Annotated in this window: 20 protein-coding genes and 1 riboswitch; of the genes, 2 read left to right on the top strand and 18 right to left on the bottom strand. The window is 46.6% G+C overall.

Going from position 1 to position 19,981, the window contains the following annotated elements; all coding sequences use genetic code 11:
- The coding region (locus C558_RS0123740; protein WP_018758810.1) for an SDR family NAD(P)-dependent oxidoreductase at positions 1-579 on the top strand (579 nt) is incomplete at its 5' end.
- A gap of 818 nt (positions 580-1,397) precedes the next feature.
- Here the strand turns inward: C558_RS0123740 and C558_RS0123745 are convergent.
- Entirely contained in the window at positions 1,398-1,922 is a 525-nt protein-coding gene (locus C558_RS0123745) for a DUF4303 domain-containing protein (RefSeq protein WP_018758811.1), read from the bottom strand.
- A 227-nt stretch (positions 1,923-2,149) separates the two neighbouring features.
- Between C558_RS0123745 and C558_RS0123750 the strand changes: the two genes are divergently transcribed.
- Positions 2,150-3,343: a macrolide family glycosyltransferase gene (locus tag C558_RS0123750; RefSeq protein ID WP_018758812.1), complete on the top strand. Its 1,194-nt coding sequence runs from the start codon at positions 2,150-2,152 to the stop codon at positions 3,341-3,343.
- Between the two features lie 91 nt (positions 3,344-3,434).
- Here the strand turns inward: C558_RS0123750 and C558_RS0123755 are convergent, their stop codons facing one another.
- From C558_RS0123755 to nagE, 17 genes are all read right to left on the bottom strand, one after another.
- Positions 3,435-4,661: an ABC transporter permease gene (locus tag C558_RS0123755; RefSeq protein WP_018758813.1), complete on the bottom strand. Its 1,227-nt coding sequence runs from the start codon at positions 4,659-4,661 to the stop codon at positions 3,435-3,437.
- On the bottom strand, positions 4,662-5,405 hold the full coding sequence (locus C558_RS0123760; RefSeq protein WP_018758814.1) for an ABC transporter ATP-binding protein: 744 nt from the start codon (positions 5,403-5,405) through the stop codon (positions 4,662-4,664).
- Positions 5,406-5,485: 80 nt separating this feature from the next.
- Entirely contained in the window at positions 5,486-6,295 is an 810-nt protein-coding gene (locus C558_RS0123765; protein ID WP_018758815.1) for an energy-coupling factor transporter transmembrane component T family protein, read from the bottom strand.
- Complete coding sequence (locus C558_RS0123770) at positions 6,292-7,836, bottom strand: ABC transporter ATP-binding protein (RefSeq protein WP_245583865.1); 1,545 nt, start codon at positions 7,834-7,836, stop codon at positions 6,292-6,294. The genes C558_RS0123765 and C558_RS0123770 overlap by 4 nt, the downstream gene beginning before the upstream one ends.
- Position 7,837: 1 nt before the next feature.
- Positions 7,838-8,431 (bottom strand): ECF transporter S component, encoded by a 594-nt coding sequence (locus C558_RS0123775; protein ID WP_018758817.1) that lies wholly within the window; start codon positions 8,429-8,431, stop codon positions 7,838-7,840.
- Between the two features lie 191 nt (positions 8,432-8,622).
- A riboswitch (TPP riboswitch) is annotated at positions 8,623-8,737 on the bottom strand.
- Between the two features lie 73 nt (positions 8,738-8,810).
- The gene (locus tag C558_RS0123780; protein ID WP_018758818.1) at positions 8,811-9,971 is read right to left on the bottom strand and encodes a hypothetical protein; all 1,161 of its coding nucleotides are present in this window, start codon (positions 9,969-9,971) and stop codon (positions 8,811-8,813) included.
- Between the two features lie 34 nt (positions 9,972-10,005).
- Positions 10,006-10,443 carry a hypothetical protein gene (locus tag C558_RS0123785; RefSeq protein WP_018758819.1) on the bottom strand — a complete coding sequence of 146 codons (438 nt, stop codon included), beginning with the start codon at positions 10,441-10,443 and terminating at the stop codon, positions 10,006-10,008.
- A complete protein-coding gene (locus C558_RS0123790) occupies positions 10,440-10,982 on the bottom strand; it encodes an RNA polymerase sigma factor (protein WP_018758820.1) in 543 nt (180 codons plus the stop codon). Before C558_RS0123790 ends, C558_RS0123785 begins: the two co-directional genes overlap by 4 nt.
- A gap of 130 nt (positions 10,983-11,112) precedes the next feature.
- Positions 11,113-11,898, bottom strand: coding sequence for a polysaccharide deacetylase family protein (locus C558_RS0123795; RefSeq protein WP_018758821.1), 786 nt, complete (start codon positions 11,896-11,898; stop codon positions 11,113-11,115).
- Between the two features lie 218 nt (positions 11,899-12,116).
- On the bottom strand, positions 12,117-12,734 hold the full coding sequence (locus tag C558_RS0123800; protein WP_018758822.1) for a YkoP family protein: 618 nt from the start codon (positions 12,732-12,734) through the stop codon (positions 12,117-12,119).
- Positions 12,735-12,756: 22 nt separating this feature from the next.
- Positions 12,757-13,452, bottom strand: coding sequence for an ABC transporter permease (locus tag C558_RS0123805; protein WP_018758823.1), 696 nt, complete (start codon positions 13,450-13,452; stop codon positions 12,757-12,759).
- On the bottom strand, positions 13,445-14,368 hold the full coding sequence (locus C558_RS0123810) for an ABC transporter ATP-binding protein (RefSeq protein WP_018758824.1): 924 nt from the start codon (positions 14,366-14,368) through the stop codon (positions 13,445-13,447). The genes C558_RS0123805 and C558_RS0123810 overlap by 8 nt, the downstream gene beginning before the upstream one ends.
- 170 nt (positions 14,369-14,538) lie before the next feature.
- A complete protein-coding gene (locus C558_RS0123815; protein ID WP_018758825.1) occupies positions 14,539-15,474 on the bottom strand; it encodes a HAMP domain-containing histidine kinase in 936 nt (311 codons plus the stop codon).
- A gap of 1 nt (position 15,475) precedes the next feature.
- Entirely contained in the window at positions 15,476-16,186 is a 711-nt protein-coding gene (locus C558_RS0123820; protein WP_018758826.1) for a response regulator transcription factor, read from the bottom strand.
- A gap of 168 nt (positions 16,187-16,354) precedes the next feature.
- Positions 16,355-18,097 carry a phosphoenolpyruvate--protein phosphotransferase gene (ptsP, locus tag C558_RS0123825; protein WP_211220796.1) on the bottom strand — a complete coding sequence of 581 codons (1,743 nt, stop codon included), beginning with the start codon at positions 18,095-18,097 and terminating at the stop codon, positions 16,355-16,357.
- A gap of 15 nt (positions 18,098-18,112) precedes the next feature.
- Positions 18,113-18,376, bottom strand: coding sequence for an HPr family phosphocarrier protein (locus C558_RS0123830; RefSeq protein ID WP_018758828.1), 264 nt, complete (start codon positions 18,374-18,376; stop codon positions 18,113-18,115).
- A 147-nt stretch (positions 18,377-18,523) separates the two neighbouring features.
- Entirely contained in the window at positions 18,524-19,978 is a 1,455-nt protein-coding gene (nagE, locus tag C558_RS0123835; protein ID WP_018758829.1) for an N-acetylglucosamine-specific PTS transporter subunit IIBC, read from the bottom strand.
- Positions 19,979-19,981 lie beyond the last annotated feature (3 nt).

The raw sequence follows: 19,981 nt of genomic DNA on the forward strand, positions 1-19,981 counted from the left end.
GGAGAAGCCATTGCTCTCCGGGCGGATGTTCGTGATTCACACCAATTTACAAAGCTCGTAGACGCTACTTTAGAAGCTTTTAAGAAAATTGATATATTGATCAGCAACGCGAATATGAGTTTCACTGCGAAGCCCTTTGCCGAAATGAATTGGCAGGAGTTCTCTCAGAAATTAAACGATGAACTAAAAGCAGCATTCGTGACGACTAAATCCGTTATTCCATTCATGATCGAACAAAAGTTCGGACGTATCATTTATGTATCCAGCAGTTTAGGTAAGGATCCCTCGCCTTACATGATCGCTCATGGAACGGCAAAAGGAGGGTTGAATACCTTTTCCGACTATATTGCCCAAGAATTCGGTCCACAAGGGATTTCAGCCAACGTGGTTGCACCCGGATTAGTGCAAACCGATGCGACGGCCTTTTTGTCAGAGGAAGAGAAACAAACCATTAGTAGCTTCACACCACTGAGGCGTGTGGCGGAACCTGATGATATTGCAGGTGTTATTTCGTTCTTGGCAAGCGACGATTCGCGTTTTGTTACCGGATCGTATACCCCTGTTACTGGGGGGCTGTAACTGGAGCTCAGTGTCATCTGATACTACCAATGCCAAAGTACGTTTATGAGACACCCGAGAGAATTTGATAAAGTTAGTTAGCTAATCAACAGTTATTACGCTAACGGAGAACGATAGTTGAATAAAACTTATTGTTGAGTAGGCTACCGCAGTCTGCTCAAACTACCTGCGTACACTGTTGTTAGATCCTATTATGAGATTCGGAGACTTGGCACTGACAGAGGAGATCGACCCGTTTATGCTTTGAGCAAGAGCTGCTTAAGGAAGGCATGCCAAGCGAAGTTTTACATGTGCTGGGGTATATGATCAACTTAAAAAGCGAGATATCTACGACACAAAAGTTGTCTGTTAAACTAACATGTCCCCGCTTCAATCCGCGGGGGATTCATCTTCCCTATTCGCGCTACTCATGACGACACGTCTTAAATATCCGATCTAATACCTCCCTCAACCTACCACTTGGATCAACTTCAATGTCGATCATTATTTCTTTTTCTTGATTCCAGTGAAATGACAAAAGAAAGTCTTTTGAAAAAGTCAATACAAGCGAATTACTTCTTAAAGAATACGAAAGCTCGGTTGTCATGTGTCCATACTTTTGGTCTTCTGCCTCAATGTACACTGCATCCGGACTTTCAAACGCATCTCTCGATACAGCAATATACCTTGGCGGATCACTATCAACCCGCTTTCACCAAATCATCGCCTTGTCTACAAAGAGCAGTAATTTCGGAAGTGGAATCTGAAAGCTGCAATGCCATCTCTCCTGTTCTATTTGATTATTGTTTTTTGACTTTCATCAAAAATGATTGCGCTCCTCAACTGCTAATCCAATTCTGAAATTCTAGAGCAAGTTCATTTCTGTTCAATCGAGCAATCCAATCACATTCTAGAGCATTCGTAGCATCCGAAACAGTAAAGACCAGTACCCCCGATTCGTTCAAATCGAAGAAAAAGCCTTCTTCGTTCAGCGAATCAAGCGCTGCCACGCAACACTCATATACTTTTTCTTTAAACTGCCTGACGCGTGCCACCGATTTCATGCCCTTCACTTCGTTAAACAATAGAGATGATATTTCCGCAAAATATTCAGCACCTTCAAATTCATGATCCCATTCCCCTGGACTCCAGCGATAATAAATTGCATCTTCTGGATCGCCAGCAATCATGTTGTTCAAGTTATCGGTTGAGTTTACCGCCGGACAAACAGTGATTGCATCTGCATCGGAATACAAGGCGTAACCACAAAAACTTTGCCCAGGATATTGGTTTCTAACCCGTTCGAATGCGTCCATGGCGGCCGCTTTGATTTTTGCTTGAAGCAGTTGAAAATCCAAATCCATATCTCTCCTTTGTCCCTCGTATTTCCGTGGGCTCTCCTATTTCTTTCTAGAACTCCGATAGGAAGTGAAGTCACTATGATATTCTCCAACAAAGTCTAAAGTTTTGAGATTTCTAAGTATTGTTCTATGATAAACTTGATGCGATTATTTGATTCGAGCGATGGTATGGGACAGTGTCCCTTACGCTTACACAATTTAGAGAACAGTATACCTAAGGAGTGGTAGAAATGGCGCGTGTGTTATTTATTAATGGCGGATCAGAGGGACATATCAATCCAACGATTGGAGTTGTGCAAGAGCTTATTTCCCGTGGAGAAGAGGTCGTGTACTTTTGTATAGAAGCTTTTAGGGAGCGTATTGAGAAGACGGGAGCAACAGTTCGAACATTTGACGATCAAAAATTTATAAAAGCCTTTATCTCAGGTGGAAGAGATTATTTACTCGAAAGAGTTAACGGTCTTTTACTTACGTCAGATATCGTCATACCAAGCGTTCTTGAACAGATCAAAGGAGAGCATTTTGATTACATCATCCATGATTCCATGTTTGGTTGTGGACGATTACTTGCTCATATTCTTAAGCTTCCTGCAATCAACTCTTGTACTTCTTTTGCGCAGTCAAAAGATTCATTCGATAACATGTTAGAACAATTTTCTACCGAAGTCCCTCCAGAAATCGTTAAACCCATCAACGAAAAATTTCAAAGCCTGACGGCAATGGTGAAGGAAAAATATGATGTGGAGATCCAATCTCATTACGAAGTGTTTTGTAATCCAGCACCACTGACAATCGTATATACAACAAGAGAATTTCAACCTGATGGAGAAGCATTCGACCAATCTTATAAATTTGTAGGTCCATCCATCTCTTCACGATTAACACAAGAAAACTTCGACTTTACTGCCATCCAGGGGAGTAACCCCATTTACATTTCACTGGGTACAGTCTTTAACCAAGCAATGGATTTCTATAAGCTTTGTTATGAGGCATTTGGGAACACAGATCATACGATTGTTATGTCTATTGGGTATAGAGCCCAAATATCTGATTTAGGGGAAATTCCTAAGAACTTCATCGTAAAAAATTATGTTCAACAAACGGATGTACTGCAATACACGAAATTATTTATTACACATGGTGGAATGAACAGCACCCATGAAGGTCTCTATTACGGGGTTCCGCTAATTGTCATCCCACAAAGCGCGGATCAGCCGATCATTGCGGAGCAAGTCGCCAATATCGGAGCTGGCATTCAATTACAAATGCAAAGCTTGACTGCAAATCAACTACGTGAAGCCGTAGATCATGTGTTAAGCCTCTCATCTTTCAAGAACGCTGTAGCAAATATTGGTGAATCCTTTCGAAAATCAGGGGGGTATCATCAAGCTGTTGATGAGATATTCGAATTTTATTATCAATGAACAACTGCTCCATCTATCTCATGAAAAAAATCGCTTTTCCTCCCCCTTACAATCGGGAAAGAAAAGCGATTTTTCTCAAAAGATGTACCTCTTACAAATCTTCATCATCCTCATGCTCCATCCACTTCTTCTGGGACCAAGCCCACTGGAAGAAGTATACGAACGCGATGCCACCGACTAGGGCAGCAAAGACCATAGGCCACGCCCCACTCATTAGCAGCAATGGCAGCCATAAGATGATCGCGAGGGCAAGATGCGTCCGCCGTGCGACCTTCACAACCGCCTTTTTACGAAAATGATAAGGGATTGGATAGATCGACGCCCAGAACGAGTAACGATGGAACCGCCTGATTGCGGTCAGCTGTGTTCCTATGATCAACAGCATGAAGGCATAGAGCGGAAGTGCCCAATTCGAGCTACGTACCCAATATAAGATCAACATGCCGAGCGCGGTCAGACGAAGGACCATGCCGAGCACATCACTGCGCAGCAATGTTTTCAAATATAAATATTCGTAAGCAGAATCCTGCTGAAAACGAATCCGCCTGCCAAGTACGTTCAGCCATGTACGCTTATACACCTTCTGCGGCATGGACGGCACATCGACGAACCAGTTCAAGAAGATCATGAACCGTCCGCGCTGATCTCGCTCTGTTGCAATAAGCAATTCCCACGGTACGGCATGTTTACGCGGTACACGGAGAGCAACCACATATGTAATAATAACAATCAAGCTGAAGATCACGGCTTTCCAAGTCGGCTGCCACAGCCATACGGCGAGCAGCACTATCGATATCAGACAACGTGTCAGACGATAACTCCACCGTACTCCAGGCCGGCTCATGCGGCGCTCCTGCCAGCTGCCATAACTGTTCATAATATTGAGCGCCAACAACACGCCCCATAAGAGCAAGAACGGCTTCGGATCTTGATCCGCTCGAACATAGAGCAGCCATAGAATGCCGTATACTATACTTAAAAGGATAAGCTTTGGCTTGACGCTATACCCGATGCTTTTTCGAAAATATTCCTTCATCCTCGGTTCTACCCGAAGCAAATAGACTAGGTCCGCAGGCTGAAGGAACGTCCGAAAGCTGCTCCACAGGATAAACGGCAGCAGTACGATAAGGCTCACCGTTCGAATTGGGAAATCCGCCGGGATCCGCCCTAGAAATCCGACATACCCCGCAGCACCACCGATGAAGATGAATCCAAGGAACAATAGAAATCCGCTCTGTCCCACATAGCGGAAGTACGGGAAGACTTCCTGCCAGAAGGCGTTTTTTCGCCGTCGCCATAAGGATTGAAGATCCATCATCTACGCCCCGCCTTTAACGAGCTGATAGAAAATATTCTCCAGCGATGTATCGCCAAGATAGCGGTGCTGCTGTCTTAGTTCCTCCAACGTCCCTTGTGCAATCACACGCCCATGATGAAGCACGATGAATCGATCACAATAGTTCTCGATCGTCGATAGAATATGGGAGCTTAGTAGAATCGAAGCGCCGCGTGATTTCAGTTCCACCATGAAATCCAGCAAGTTCCTGATCCCAAGCGGATCAAGTCCTAGAAAAGGCTCATCGATCATATAGAGCGGCGGATGAACGAGAAATGCGCTCATGATCATGACCTTCTGCTTCATCCCTTTGGACAGATGCATGGAGAAGGTATTGTATTTGTCGTTCATCTGGAACAGTGTCAACAAATGCTCTACGCGTTCCTCATAGTCCTTCTTCTCGACGCCATACGCCATCGCCGCCAGCTCAAGATGCTCCTTCACGGTCAGTTCCTCATAGAGCATCGGTGTCTCAGGAACGAATGCTAACGACCCGCGGTACACTTCGGGTGCTTCCGCTAATGTCTTCCCTTGCAGCGTAACATCGCCCTTATGCGGCTGCATCAGGCCTAGGATATGCTTCATCGTCGTGCTCTTGCCCGCGCCGTTCAATCCGATCAAGCCCACCATCTCGCCTGCCTTAACATCAAAATTCACATCATGAAGCACTGGCTTTCCAGTGCTGTAGCCGCCCGTTAATTGATTGACCTGCAATATCGTCTTCATGGCCTGTCTCACCTCTACCCTTATTATAGCGAAGCGATGAGGAAGTTGCGAATGGGATGTATGACGACCACAGGATCCATTCACCCTCGAACATCACCCACGTTGAACAAAGGAATTTCGTGCGACGCGACAAAAGCAACCGCCACCATCACTAGGATGATAACCAAGAAGAAGCCATCACGGCTCGTAACCGATGTCTTATAATAATAGGTCCGTGTGGCTGTACTGGACTGAGCTGCGAACCGCTTGGATTCCATCGCGACGGCGACCCGCTGCGCACGGCGAATACTCTGCGCAAGCAGCGGAACCGCATAATTCAGCAGCCGTTCCTTCCATCCTCGAATGGAATGCGCCGAGCGCACACCACGTACGGCTAGGGCCTGCTGCCGAATCTGGAGCTCTTCCCACAGCATGGGAAGCATTCGGAAGGAAGCCATAAATGCGTAGGCGTATTTGGGCGGCAGGCGCAGCTGCTGCATCATCGCGTAGAACAGTAGGGTGGGACGCGTCGTTAACGCAAATAACAATCCCGTTGCCGCACAACTTAATGTTTTGAACCCGATGTGAATACCTCGGAAGAAGCTCTCCTCCGTGATGCGGAAGAGTCCCCAAGACCACCATAAGGTCTCCCCTTTGCCGAATAGAATCATGGTCATGGAAGACGATACGAAGATAAAGATGAACGGCAGTGTCATTAACATTAATTTACGCAAGGTATACCCACTGCTCAGGAACAACAAGGCGGCATACCCGAGGAACTGATAGAGAATAAAATCCAACCGATGCGTAAATAAAATGATGATGAACAGGCCAATAAAGACAAGGAACTTGATCGCCGGATTCACGCGATGCATCCATGTCACCCTTTTCGGCGAGAACCAGTTGTTCATACGTTCACCACCATCTTCCTCTCGGTCCGGGTCGTTATTGCCGTGTCGACACCATGCCCTTGTTCAATACGCCAGATTCTCGTAGCAAAATGCTCCGCAATCCATCGATCATGGGTGACCATCACAATCGCCATCCCGCGCTGCCGCCATTGTTCAATCATCTCGAGCATCGCGAATGTGCTGCGTGCATCGAGCCCGAACGTAGGTTCATCCAGCAGCAATAACGGGCGCTGATGAATCAGCGCCGTGGCTACGCTCAACCTGCGTTTCTGCCCCATCGACAGTTGATACGGGTGACGATTGCGTTCTGACTCCAGCTGAATGTGACGCAGCATCTCGCATACCCGAGGGTCCTCAGCCGCAGTAGCCGCATCTGACTTGTTCAGTCCGATTGACAGACCCAGCTCTTCCTGGACCGAATTCGTCACGAATTGCAGCTCCGGATTCTGAAATACGAATGCCATTTGATCCGAGAGCACTTCCCCTCGCCGAAGTTGTACATCCTTTCCTTGTAAGCGATAGATGCCCTCCGTCTTCAGCAATTGCATCAGGGAAAGCAGCAAGGTACTTTTCCCCGCACCGTTCTCGCCGAGTAATGCAATCCACTCGCCCGATCGGATCTCTGCATGCTGAATCAATATTCGACTTTCTTTTCCCCGTTTGCCCTGAAAATTCCGTAATTCAACCAAGGGTGCTGCATCGTCATGTCGTTGAGCTATTGCGTACATGTCATCCTCGTCCATAAGATTCCGATAGCGAGATGAGGCGACATATTCATCCCATACGCCCGGATACCAGATGCCATATTCGATTAACCGAGACTTCTCTTCACGGAACAGCATCTCAGGCGCGCCATCGGCGATAATCTGACCCTGATCATCGAACATGACAACCCGATCAATGAGTTCCAACACGTGATCCAGCTTATGCTCTACAATCAGGAGCGTTCGATTCGCCCCGATCTGATGGATTGCATCCCATATTTGTACCGTGCCTTCCGGATCGAGCAGCGCGGAAGGTTCGTCGAGCAACAGCACATCTGGTTCGAGGAGCAGCACCGCCGCAAGCGCTAGACGCTGCTTCATCCCTTGGGACATGCTATGGATCGGCGTATGGAGGTCACCCAATTGGAGCCCTACTTCCGCCAACACCCGCTTCATCCGCGCCTCCATTTCCTCGCGTGGAACGCATTGATTCTCCATGACAAAAGCTAACTCTTCGTCGACAAAAGGCATCCCGAACTGCGTATCCGGATCTTGAAACACCATCCCCCAAGACGATGGTAATCGCAAGGATTCGGATTGCATTGGAACTTCAATCGAGGTCGGTATAATCCCGCATAACACCTGAAGGAGCGTCGATTTCCCGCATCCGCTCGGACCGAGCAGCAGCACCTTTTGCCCCTTTTTCACAGAAAAGGAGAGATCCTTGAACTGTAGATTCGGCTCTCCTGGGAATTTCAATCGGAGTCCGGTCACCCCCAGAACTTCTTCTGCTTCCGCCTTGTCTATCATCGGTCTCTCTCCTTTTTCACTGCTCATTCTATTTGTTCAACGCATCATATTCGGATTTCGATACAGGTCTTACTAGATTCGTCACGCCTGTCGCTTCAAGTGCTCTGACCAAGTAATATGCGAATAAGCCCGTAATCACGACCCCACTGACGCAGCGCAGACCATATTTCACGAAGAACATCCAAGGCTCGTAATCCGCAATATAGCCATATACATAATCGACCCCCATGGAACCAAGCGCAACAGCGAGCCCCGCCAATGCCGCCGTTCCGGCAGAATAGCTGCGATAGCGGAATAAGGCAAAGATAATTTCAGCGCAGAGACCTTGAATAAGGCCATATAAGAACAGTTGAATCCCCCATTCGGCCCCGAACAGCAACGAGACGTGCGCCGCCGCAAGCTCTGCCAATAAGGCTACCCCAGGTTTACGAATTAGCAGGAACGCAACTGTAGCCGCAATGAACCACATCCCGTACACCAACTCATCCGCTTGAAAGAACAGAGGTTTGAATACATCGTATACGCTGCCCCACAACTTATAGATGACCCCAAACACCAACGCGAGTAAAATCGTGATGAGAATGTCTGAAAACTTCAATCTCAACTTGCCCTGCACAACCATCAACTCCCCATCCTAAATGATCTAGAGCAACAAAAAAACCGCCTGGCAGCATGCACAGACGGTGAGAAAAGTCTCGATCGTAGTTGATTCGATGATATACGTCATAAGCTAGGGTATTTGATCGCCAAATAGATTAGTCTGTTTCGCTACATTGAAACATAAACTCCATCTATTGTGGTCAGAAAAGGTCCCTATTCATCGATTAGATTCTCTCCGCTGGCATTATCCAGATCAGATTAACGGTCAGTAGTGGTGGTGAACGACTACAATCTCAGCCTGACTCCTCAAGCCCCCGTATCCCATATTCGGTTTTTTCATTTACAATATCTTCACAATACAATACACGGCCAATTGTTTCAAGAGAATTCTCGTTCAACCATCAAGGTCTAGGATCGAGATCCTCTTCGAACATTTCCTCAATCCCCCGTTGCTTTTTCCCTCCGAATAGCAGCTTCACGCCGCCGCCAATGAAGAGTACCGCAATGACAAGCGTCTGGAAGTATTGCTGCACTTGATAGCGAACAATCCAATTCGGGAAGTAGTTCTCAAGCATCGGAAGTGCAATCTGATCGAACATATAGTAGGCTCCGATGACAATTAATCCGAATCCCATCCAACGGTTATGTGTTGGCAGCCATCTGACAATCGGCGTATCGCGTAACAAGTCTCCGCGGCTATACCGGTTCAATTGCTGCAGCGTATCAAAGAAGCTGAAGCACCAGATGAGTGGGATGAAGAAGAAGAACAACGACAGTCGCATAAAATCAAGGATATAAATGGAGCCGAGGAACCCCACCATCAATTGTAACCCGCGCTTTTGTAACCCAAGATACATATGCCCGGCTCCTGGCAGGAGCGATAAGACCATGGCCAACATCTTGCTGCGTCTGCCGTCTTCACGGAATGAATCAAAATCATCGAATAATGTACGATCCAGCAGCAAATCGCCTTGCTGCTTGCGATGAGCCGCCTGCACCGCATCGAACATACAATAGAGCCAAATAATCGGCAATAATCCTAAGAACACCGCAAATCCGCCTTGATTCGTAACGGCTGTCACGAAGATCAGCATCGTCCCTAATCCGAAGAAAGCAATTAGGAATGACAACCCACGATGCATCAGTCCAAGATAGAAATGGCCCAACCCGGGAACGAAGGACAAGAGAATCGTGAAGAATCGCTCTGATTCCTGTCTTGGCGTTGGTTGCATGGGACCATGCGGTCCGTAAGGGCCGTATCCCCCAAGACCTGCATCTTGCAGGAATTGTTCGCCATATGTGCTTGGAATGTAAGGCGTACGAACTAAATAAAAGATCATATCCAGCATGTTAATGCTGCCGACGACAAATGCGACAATAACTCCCGAGACAAACGGTGCATCATCGTTGGTCGCGATAGACCCCAATACGCCAAGCCCGAGCGCTCCGAAGAATAACATCACGTACAAGACTGCTCTGACCTTTTTGCCCACATAATAATGACCTAATCCAGGGATAAAGCTCGCGAAGAACGCGATCCCTTTACTACGATATGGTTGCAATGCATATCCACTCCTTTACAATATTTCCGATTTATCATTTCAAGGCATCGAGCCAACTAAAAGCTTTCTGAATAATGGAATCCGTAAATGATCCGCTCGGCTGATCGAGCAGCGCATGGGATCCGCCCGACAAGTTCTGGAATACACCACTTATCAATAGGATAAAGGTGATGGATGCCGCAATCGAATAGTGGAACATCGGATGCTCATACCAATACTTGCTACGCGGCTGTACCCTATCCTTCGGAGAATGCTGAACTGGCTTTCCGTACAATTGCTGCATCATTCGATCTGTAAAAGCATCGTGATCTTCGGGTTCAGGGAGCTCCCCTTCAAGCCCATCCATCGCGAGCAAATACTGCTCCATCGCTTCTTCGGATTGCAACAACAGCTCTTCCATTTCAAGTTGTTCCTCTTCACCCAGCGTTCCTTGAATGTATGCCACCCAATATTCCAGGTTGTACTTCTTCATCGCCAATCTTCCTCCTTCCAGTGGGTTCGAAGCCATTGTCTAGCACGGTATAAGCGAGATTCAACCGTCTTTAGCGAAATGTCACATTCCAGCGCAATTTGGTCGTAGCTTTTTTCCTCCAAATAAAACGATTCGATCATTTGGCGATGCAGCTCGGGAATGTGCTCGAGTTGTTCCCGAATTCGCGCCTGGCGATCCCGGTGAATAACCTCCGATAAGACGTCGCTCTCCATACTGCTGGCCACGAACGGACGATTACCTTCCACCACCTCGACATCTTCCACAACGTCCTCCCGCCTTCGATTCAACTTCCGTTTATAATCAATTGCCTTATTCATCGCAATTCGGGATATCCATGTCTTCAATCCTTTGGACTCATATTGGGGGAGAGACCGGTGGATCTGAATGAATACATTCTGCGCGATATCTTCTGCATCCGTGCGATCACGAACGACGGAATACGCGATTTGAAATATATGTCCGTGATATCGGTCGATCAGCTGACGGAATGCAGCTGAATCGCCTCGCCGAATTCGCATCACGAGTTCTTCATCTTCGATGTGACTCTCCCCCCTCCTGCCTATATAGACGCATGTATGATCATTACCCCCTGCACATTCTAACCTACTTTTTTCAATAAAAAAACAGAGACACTGTCATATGTCTCTGCTAATGTATGGTAGATTTATAAGACTTCTTCATTATCTGCGCTCCGGCTCCGATCTGATACCTCGTACGCCAGTATGGATCCAGCATCTCATCTACTCTGACGCAGGCATACCCCTGCAGCCTTACTTCCTTCAATACGGCATCCAGACCTGCTATCATCTGCAGCGGTGCATCCACGTCAGCGCCAAATGTCTCGCCTGAATCATGCAATACAACGATAGCGCCTGGCGTGATTCGTCGCATCAGCTTGCTTCTCAGCCTTTCTGCCGTCGTGGATCGCTTCCAATCCCCGACCATGACCGACCACAGCACGATGCGATAGCCGCTGCGCGAGCGGAAGCTGAAGAGATCGCCTAAATTCAGAATCCCCCATGGCGGCCGATAGCACGTAGGCCGTTCGCCAATAATCCGTTCTACAATGTCTGCCGACATGTCAACCTGCTCCCGCTTCACTTCGCCCGGTGTCATGACCCAGTTCGTGGTATGCGTATAATTATGAATGCCGATTTGATGACCTTCCTGGTGCATTCGCTGAATGATGTCCGGATATTTCTCAGCCTCACTACCGAGTACGAAGAAGGTTGCTTTCACCCCATGTGCTTGCAGCAAATCCAGCAATCTAGGCGTATACGTCGGGTTAGGCCCGTCATCAAAGGTAAAAGCCACCTGGCGAGTCGCCTTTCCTCTGCGCACAACGACGAGTCCGCATATTCTAGTGATCACAAACGGTGCCAGCATATAGATTACAATAAATAGTATGACAAGTTGCAAGGCTATCATTAACATGATGTGCGCCCCTCCTCAGCTACAAATGACTCTTAAAATGTGTGTTCAAAAAGTCGGCTTTTCAGCACCGAGAAGGTTGCGAGAATCCGAAGAAGGAGGAACGGAGTTTAGGCAAAACCTAAATGAGTACCGGACTTCAAGGGTGAACGCTAGATTCGATGTTGAAATATGCTACTTGAAATACTTCGTGATCAAAAGACGACTTTTTGAACAACCTCTTAAATGTAAATCGTTCTTAGATCCTTATCCTTTTCCTTATCTTCCACTGTCCAACGGTCGAATAGCGCTTGCTTCGAAATAACGAGCATCCTGGGCTCTAACTTCTCCCCCGCTTGCTTCACGCGCTGCTTCCCTTCAGGATGCAATATACGAAGCAAGTAACTGAGATAGATCTTCGCAAATCCCTTTGCCCATTTCGAGGGAAGCGGATGCTGTTCGAATCCTAATCCATGAATAATCCCGCGATGGAGAAGCGTAATCCCCGTGATGGCTTGAACTTTCACAAGCTCTGGTGATGTCTGCATGGCATGGCTAATCTGCTTCATCCCACGGCGCAGCATACGTGCTGTCATGATCCCCGCTCGGTCCGCTCCGACGGCACGTGAAAGCTCTATCACTTGTTGATTATCTAGATGAAGCTCTCCGATCCAATCCCCATTCGCGATCTGGTGACCGTCGTGGCATGCAATGGTTTTACCATTATGTCTTCGGATCACTAATTTACATATCCCAAATCGCCAGATGGATTCACTACGAAATCGCGTAAATAGATCAAAGATATTCTCCCACACCATCCACATGGATTGTGCAACGATCTTCGCATACGAAGTTCCCATATCCATCCCACCTCTCGCTAGCTTAATTGATATCGATCTGATCGATTTTTCGAATGGCCATGTATCCAATCGCCGCACCAGCAAATGCTAGTAGAATAGGAATGATAATAAAGTCATTCAAGTTAAAACCACCACCATTATTCGAACAGGTCAACATTACGATGATGACAGAAGATACAATGGTCGTCGGAAGTGAATATTTACGCATGCCAAAGTAAAGCGGAATAAGTGCCATAAAGCATGCAGATAAGGCATTGAAACCGAGTTTAACGACCTGCTGCATCACCAGCGTCATGGTCAGTTCCCCAGGTACAAAGTGCGTAAACGCGTTAACGATGAGAAACACTGTACTCAAGAATGCCATGGAAATTACAATACATATGAATGTGAAAATGATAACGACCATAAGTTTGGCAGCAATGATTTTTTGACGTTTGATCGGGTACATGAACAAGACGGTAATGGTCTTATGATTGAATTCATCAATCACGAACCGCCCCAGCAAGACGGCGGCGAATATAATAAACGTCCCTCTCGTAAATACATCGATCATTGAGAACACGGTGCTATAGTCTCGAAAAACTGTCGTACCATCCAGCTCCGGCGTATAGCTCATCAGCATCATGAACCCAAAAATAATCACATTGGCGATAGCGGCCCCTCGAATATATCCCATGATCTTGAATTTTCTCAGCTCTAGCTTCATTAGTTTAATCACGTACTCCGCCTCCGTTCAGCACTTGCATGAAGTAATCCTCTAACGAGCTGCTCCGCTTATGAATCGAGTCAATCACAACATCGTTCAGGACCAATGTCTTGGTGATTTCACTTTGCGCAATATGCTGGTCATAAATCCGTACGAATTGATTATCGATCACCTTGATATTGTTCAGTTGAAGTTTGTCGGTCAATACGTAAGCTGCTTTGCTACAGTCGGATGTGATAATCTCAATGTAATTCGTCGTCTCTTCATGAATTTCGGCCATCGTAATTTCCCGCAGCAATCGTCCGCTCTGAATGACGCCAATCGTATCCGCAATTTGTTCAATTTCGCCCAGAATATGGCTGGAGATCAATAAGGTCGTTCCATATTCCTTGCACAGCATGCGGAACACATCTCGTAATTCTTTAATCCCTAATGGATCTAACCCATTAATCGGTTCGTCGAAAATAAGCAGCTCCGGCTTCGTCGTAATCGCACGGGCGATACCCAAACGTTGTTTCATCCCGAGGGAAAAACTCTTTACTTTCTTCTTCCCTGTATCGATTAGATTCACGAGCTCCAACGCTTCATCAATCGATTTCTTATTGTAATAGCCCATATAATCACAATGAAGTTCCAAGTTCTCGCGGGCTGTAAGCTTATCATAAAATACGGGGTATTCAATAATCGTCCCCATCCGCCCTAAGAAATGATAGGAATCTGGCGTTAACTTCTCCCCGAAAATCTCGATTTCACCACTCGTGGGCTTAACGAGATTCGTCATCATCTTCATCATCGTCGTTTTCCCTGCACCATTAGGCCCGAGAAAACCATAAATTTCGCCTTTCCTAATATTCATGCTGACATTTGAGACGACTTCTTGTCCTTGAAAAGCTTTGGTTAATCGATTCGTTCGTACAATATGCTCCATGTCTTCTTCCCCTCTCGCTCTCTCTTATAACTCTATCTTACAAGACGTCATTTTCTTTTTTCTTACTTCAATCTTACGAAATTCTTAAGCTAATTCCGTGCACCCGCTTTCCGTGCACCCGCTTGCTCAAGAAAAAACCCATGAAATGTGAGCGTTCATCATTCCATGAGTTAGTACTTCACCTTTTTCAATTGTACGGTAAACACCGTAAGCTCATATGGCTTACTGCGAAGATGGATCGATCCGCCCATACTCTCAACTAATCGCTTGGTGATCGTCAGCCCGAGCCCGCTGCCTTGATACGATTTATTACGCGAATCTTCCAGCGTATACATGCGTTCGAATACATGATCAATATGCATCGCATCAATGCCTTTCCCCCGATCCCATATGTCCACATAGACGGATGCGTCATCTTCTCGCAGGGTCAAACCGAGCTGCTTGCCAAGACTTCCATATTGAATGCTATTCGAGATCAGATTATTAAGTACACGATGCAGCGCCTCATCATTCCCAAATCCATAGATCGGATGCTCCGGAATCTCAATATGAACTTGATAGCCTTGCTCGGTAAGGATATCGTAATAGTCCAGAATCGTGGTACTGCATCGTTCATTCATCAGGATCCTTGCCATCGGAATCTCTTTATCCCCTGATTCCAGCTTGGCCAAGTCGAAGAAATCATGGATTAACGCTAGTGTCTCTTTGGTTTTGGCATGAACCTTATCTAATAGACGCTGACGTTCATCCGCTTGCATATTCGGATCAAGATGAAGTATTTCTATATAACCGAGTACGACGGTTAACGGTGTCTTCAGATCATGCGAAATATTCGATACCATTTTCTTCATCGACATTTCCATTTTGGCATAGTCCGAATACATCTGGTGCTGCGCCTCCAATAGCCGATTCATCTCCATTAGTAACGATTGAAGCTCGCGATCATCCGTCATGAGCAGTAGCTTCTCATTGGTAGCAAGCGAAGAAATACGTTCGATCTCGGAACGCAAGTGCCGCAGTTGCTTGCTGTGGCTCCTTCGGGAGTGAAATTGAAAGAAAATGACTCCGACTAAAATGACGATAACAACCGAAAGGGCAAGAATCATATTAACCGCCTTCCCACTTGTAGCCGATGCCCCACAACGTCTTAATATATCGCGGTTCAGACGGGTTATCTTCAATTTTGTCTCGTAGTCTGCTCATATGTACATTAATAACATTCTCGTCTCCGTAGTAGTCGTCATTCCATACCTGACTGTAAATATGCGCCTTCGTATAGACGCGATTCGGGTGCGCGGCGAACAGCTTGAGAATTTCAAATTCTTTGGAAGTCAGCTTGATCGGCTTATGATTCTTGAAGACCGCATAATTATTCAAATCGATCCGCAAATCGCCCATCATGAGCATCTGCTGCTCAGGCTCCGCCTTGGGCTCGATGCTCGCATACTGGGTCGCACGCCGAATAATCGCTTTAATTCTCGCAGACAATTCAATCATCGAGAAAGGCTTCGCAATATAATCGTCAGCTCCGAACCCTAATCCTAACGCCTTATCAATATCGCCATCCTTCGCGGACATAATGAGAATAGGAACGAGGCTATTAACCCGAATCCGCCTGATCACTTCCATACCATCAACCTTTGGCATCATGAGATCCACCAGTACTAGATCAAATTCCCCCTGAGCTTGCTCGAATTTCGCTAACCCTTCTTCCCCATCCCCAGCAACGGTAACGGTATAACCTTCCTTGATCAAATAATTCTCGACCATCTCCACAATCGCTTGGTCATCTTCAATAATAAATACAGAATGCTTCATCGCGAACGACCCTCTCTACTCCATGCTAATCTTATCCATTCATTAAGTATAGCAAAATAACCCACAAAGTGGAGCTTTGGCTTCGAGACGAAAACATCTGAAATCTTATCTAACAAAAAAACAGGGACATGTCATAATCAACATGTCCCTGCTATTTATCATGAAATCTTATAATACTTCCGCAATTTCCGGGAATGATTCTTGTACAAAACGCTCAATCTCTTCAGCCGTCTGCATATCAAGAGCTTTTGCTGCTACTTCCTTCGCATCAGCCAAGGAAATCTTGTTCATCAATACCCGTGCAGGCAATATGGAGCTTGCACTCATTGAGAACTCATCAAGCCCAAGTCCGAGCAAGAGCGGAACCGCGACCGGATTCCCTGCCATCTCGCCGCACATGCCAACCCATTTGCCTTCTCGATGTGCATTCTCGATGACCATACGGATTAGGCGAAGCACCGAAGGATTCATCGGCTGCGTCAAATGCGATACCTTCTCGTTCATCCGGTCAGCTGCCATCGTATATTGCACGAGGTCATTCGTACCGATACTGAAGAAATCTGCTTCTTTCGCGAGTTGATCCGATACGAGTACAGCTGCAGGAATTTCGATCATAATACCAACTTCAAGCTCTTTATTATAAGCAACACCTGCTGCATCGAGTTCTGCCTTCACTTCTGCCAAAATCGCATTCGCTGCACGAAGTTCAACGATCGTCGCAATCATCGGATACATGATCTTCACATTACCGAAGGCACTCGCACGAAGAATAGCACGAAGCTGGGTCTTGAACATTTCATGTTCATCCAAGCACAAGCGAATCGCACGGTAACCTAAGAATGGATTCATTTCCTTCGGCAGTTCAAGATAATCAAGCTCTTTATCTCCACCGATATCAAGCGTTCGAATCACAATGGGATGATCCTTGCCGAATGTCTCAGCGACTTCTTTATAGGCTGCGAATTGCTCTTCTTCTGTCGGGAAGTTCTGGCGGCCCATGTACAAAAATTCGGTACGGAACAAGCCGATGCCTTCTGCGCCATTCTTATGCGCATTGTGTGCATCCCCGGGGTTCCCGATATTCGCAACAAGCTCAACTTGATGACCATCAGATGTTACTGAAGCTGCATTCAGATAGTTCTTGAATTCGGATTTACGCTTCTCGAAGTTCACTTTCTTCGCTTCGTATTCTGCGATTTGCTCCGCCGTCGGCTTCACAATCATATCACCTGTCGTACCGTCAAGAATGACCATATCTCCGTCTTGAAGACGTTCCGTAACATCCTTCAAGCCAACAACCGCAGGAATTTCCATCGATCTCGCCATAATCGCGGAGTGTGATGTTCTTCCTCCGATGTTCGTTGCGAATCCTGCAACACGATCGCGGTCCAATTGTGCGGAATCGGAAGGCGTCAAGTCATCCGTAATGAGGACCACCGGCTCTTCGAAATCCGATAACGATGTCTGCTTCACACCGGTTAACAGGTTGAGCAATCGTCTGCTGAGATCGCGGAAATCGGCTGCGCGCTCATTCATATACTCATTATCCATACTTTCGAAGAAGGTTACGAGCTCTTCTGTCACTTCAGCAAGGGATGCTTCCGCATTGATCGATTTCTCTTCGATCAATTCTTTGGTACGACCTACAAATTCATCATCATGCAGGACAAGAATGTGCGATTCGAAGATCTCAGCTTGCTCTTCGCCCATCTTGACGCGTGCTTGCTCTTGAATTTCTTTGACTTGTTCGATCGCTTGTTTGACAATTTCCGAGAAACGTACGACCTCTGCCTTTGCTTCTGCTGCCGATAATGTTCTACGCTCGATTTTGACACCGGTGTCTTTCATAACGAACGCAGGCCCGATTGCGTAGCCAGGTGCTGCAGCAATACCTTTTAAATTCATTGCTATTTCCCCTTTTCAGGCTTATTCAAAAACAGTCTCGAGCACTTCGCCTACAGCTTGCAATGCTTCAACTTCGCCGTCTCCATCGGTAATCACTGTCACTTGATCGTTTTGTTTAAGTCCCAATTTCAGAAGTCCTACCATCCCTTTAGCACTTACGCGTGTGCCGTCAGCTTTCTCAATCTCAACTTTGCAAGCAAATTGGCTTGCTTTCTTCAAGATCGCGCCAGCGGGTCTTGCGTGAACACCTGTAGAGTTTTTGATTGTAAATGTTTGTTGTTGCATATTGTTCCACTCCTTTTATGTTTAAGTCCACATGTTGTTTTCTCTTTTTATTTACAAGCCAAGGGTGATCAGCAAGCTTAGAGGCTAACGGAATCACCCATGATTTATCCTATTGTATGGTTTCTCTGATGTGGCTTGTTCACTATTCTACAGTTTATTGATTTCATCTTTCAACATTTCGGACTGCGTCCCAAATACGACCTGAACGGCACCGCCGCCAAGACGCATAACACCTGCTGCCCCTAATTTCTTGAGTTCAGCATCGTTCACTTGTTTATCATCTTTTACGACAAGACGTAGACGCGTGATACAAGCATCCGTGCTGACAATGTTCTCTTTACCGCCAAGATTGCCCAGAACTTTTACAGCTTTTTCAGACAATGGCGTCTTGCCGCTTACTGGCGCATCCGCATCTCCTGCTTCTGTACCATCGTCATCTTCGCGGCCAGGTGTCTTCAAGTTTAACTTCACGATCAAGATGCGGAACAAGAAGTAGTACACCAGGAAGAATACGATACCGACTGGAATTAAACGCAATGGATTCGTGGACAACTGGTAGTTAACTAAATAGTCGATCAATCCGGCTGAGAAACCGAATCCAAGCTTCACATCAAGCATGTACATCACGACACCGGCTACACCAGACAGAATGGCATGCACAACATATAGAACTGGCGCAATGAACATAAATGCGAACTCAATCGGCTCTGTAATCCCTGTCAAGAATGAAGCAAAAGCAAGTCCTACGAATGTAGAAGCAACGAGTTTTCTTTTCTCCGGTTTTGCTGTGTGAATAAACGCTAGGGCAGCACCCGGAAGTGCGAACATCATGATTGGGAAGAAGCCTGTCATGAACATCCCTGCTGTTTTGTCTCCTGCGAAGAAGCGGTGCAAGTCACCACGAACAACTTCGCCCGCTGCGTTCGTAAAGTCACCGATCTGGAACCATACGATGGAGTTGATAATATGGTGTAATCCGAATGGTACAAGCAACCGGTTCGCTAGACCATATACGCCTGCGCCTATTGCTCCAAGGCTAACGATCCAACGCCCAAAATCATCAAGTGCAAGCTGAACAGGTCCCCAGATAAGACCAAATACAATACCCACGATAACCATCGTAAGCGATGTAATAATTGGAACGAACCGCTTACCGCTGAAGAATCCTAACCAGTCCGGTAGTTTAATGTTGTGGTATTTGTTATAGAAGTACGCTGCGATACCCCCGGCGATAATACCGCCGATAACACCCATATCGAGCTTCGTATCTTTACCGATGAACGTGAATGCTCCTGGCATTTTGGTTAGAACATTCGTAAGTACAAGGTGCGAAATAACCGCAGCGAGCGCAGCAACCGCGTCGCCTGCAAAGCCGATCGCTACCCCAATCGCGAAGATGAGCGGCAAGTTATCAAAAATCGCTGAGCCGCCGGCCGCGAGGAAAGGAGCAATGTATTGGTTAATGAATCCCCCAACCGAGTCTCCCATATGGAAATCTTTAATGTAATCGACATTACCGAACCGAAGTAAAATGGCTGCAGCTGGAAGCGTTGCCACCGGTAGCATCAAGGACTTACCGATTCTTTGTAAGAATGCAAGCATGAA

It is taken from the genome of Paenibacillus terrigena DSM 21567 (genome assembly GCF_000374845.1).
In the GTDB taxonomy this organism is placed as follows: Bacteria; Bacillota; Bacilli; order Paenibacillales; family Paenibacillaceae; genus Paenibacillus_K; species Paenibacillus_K terrigena.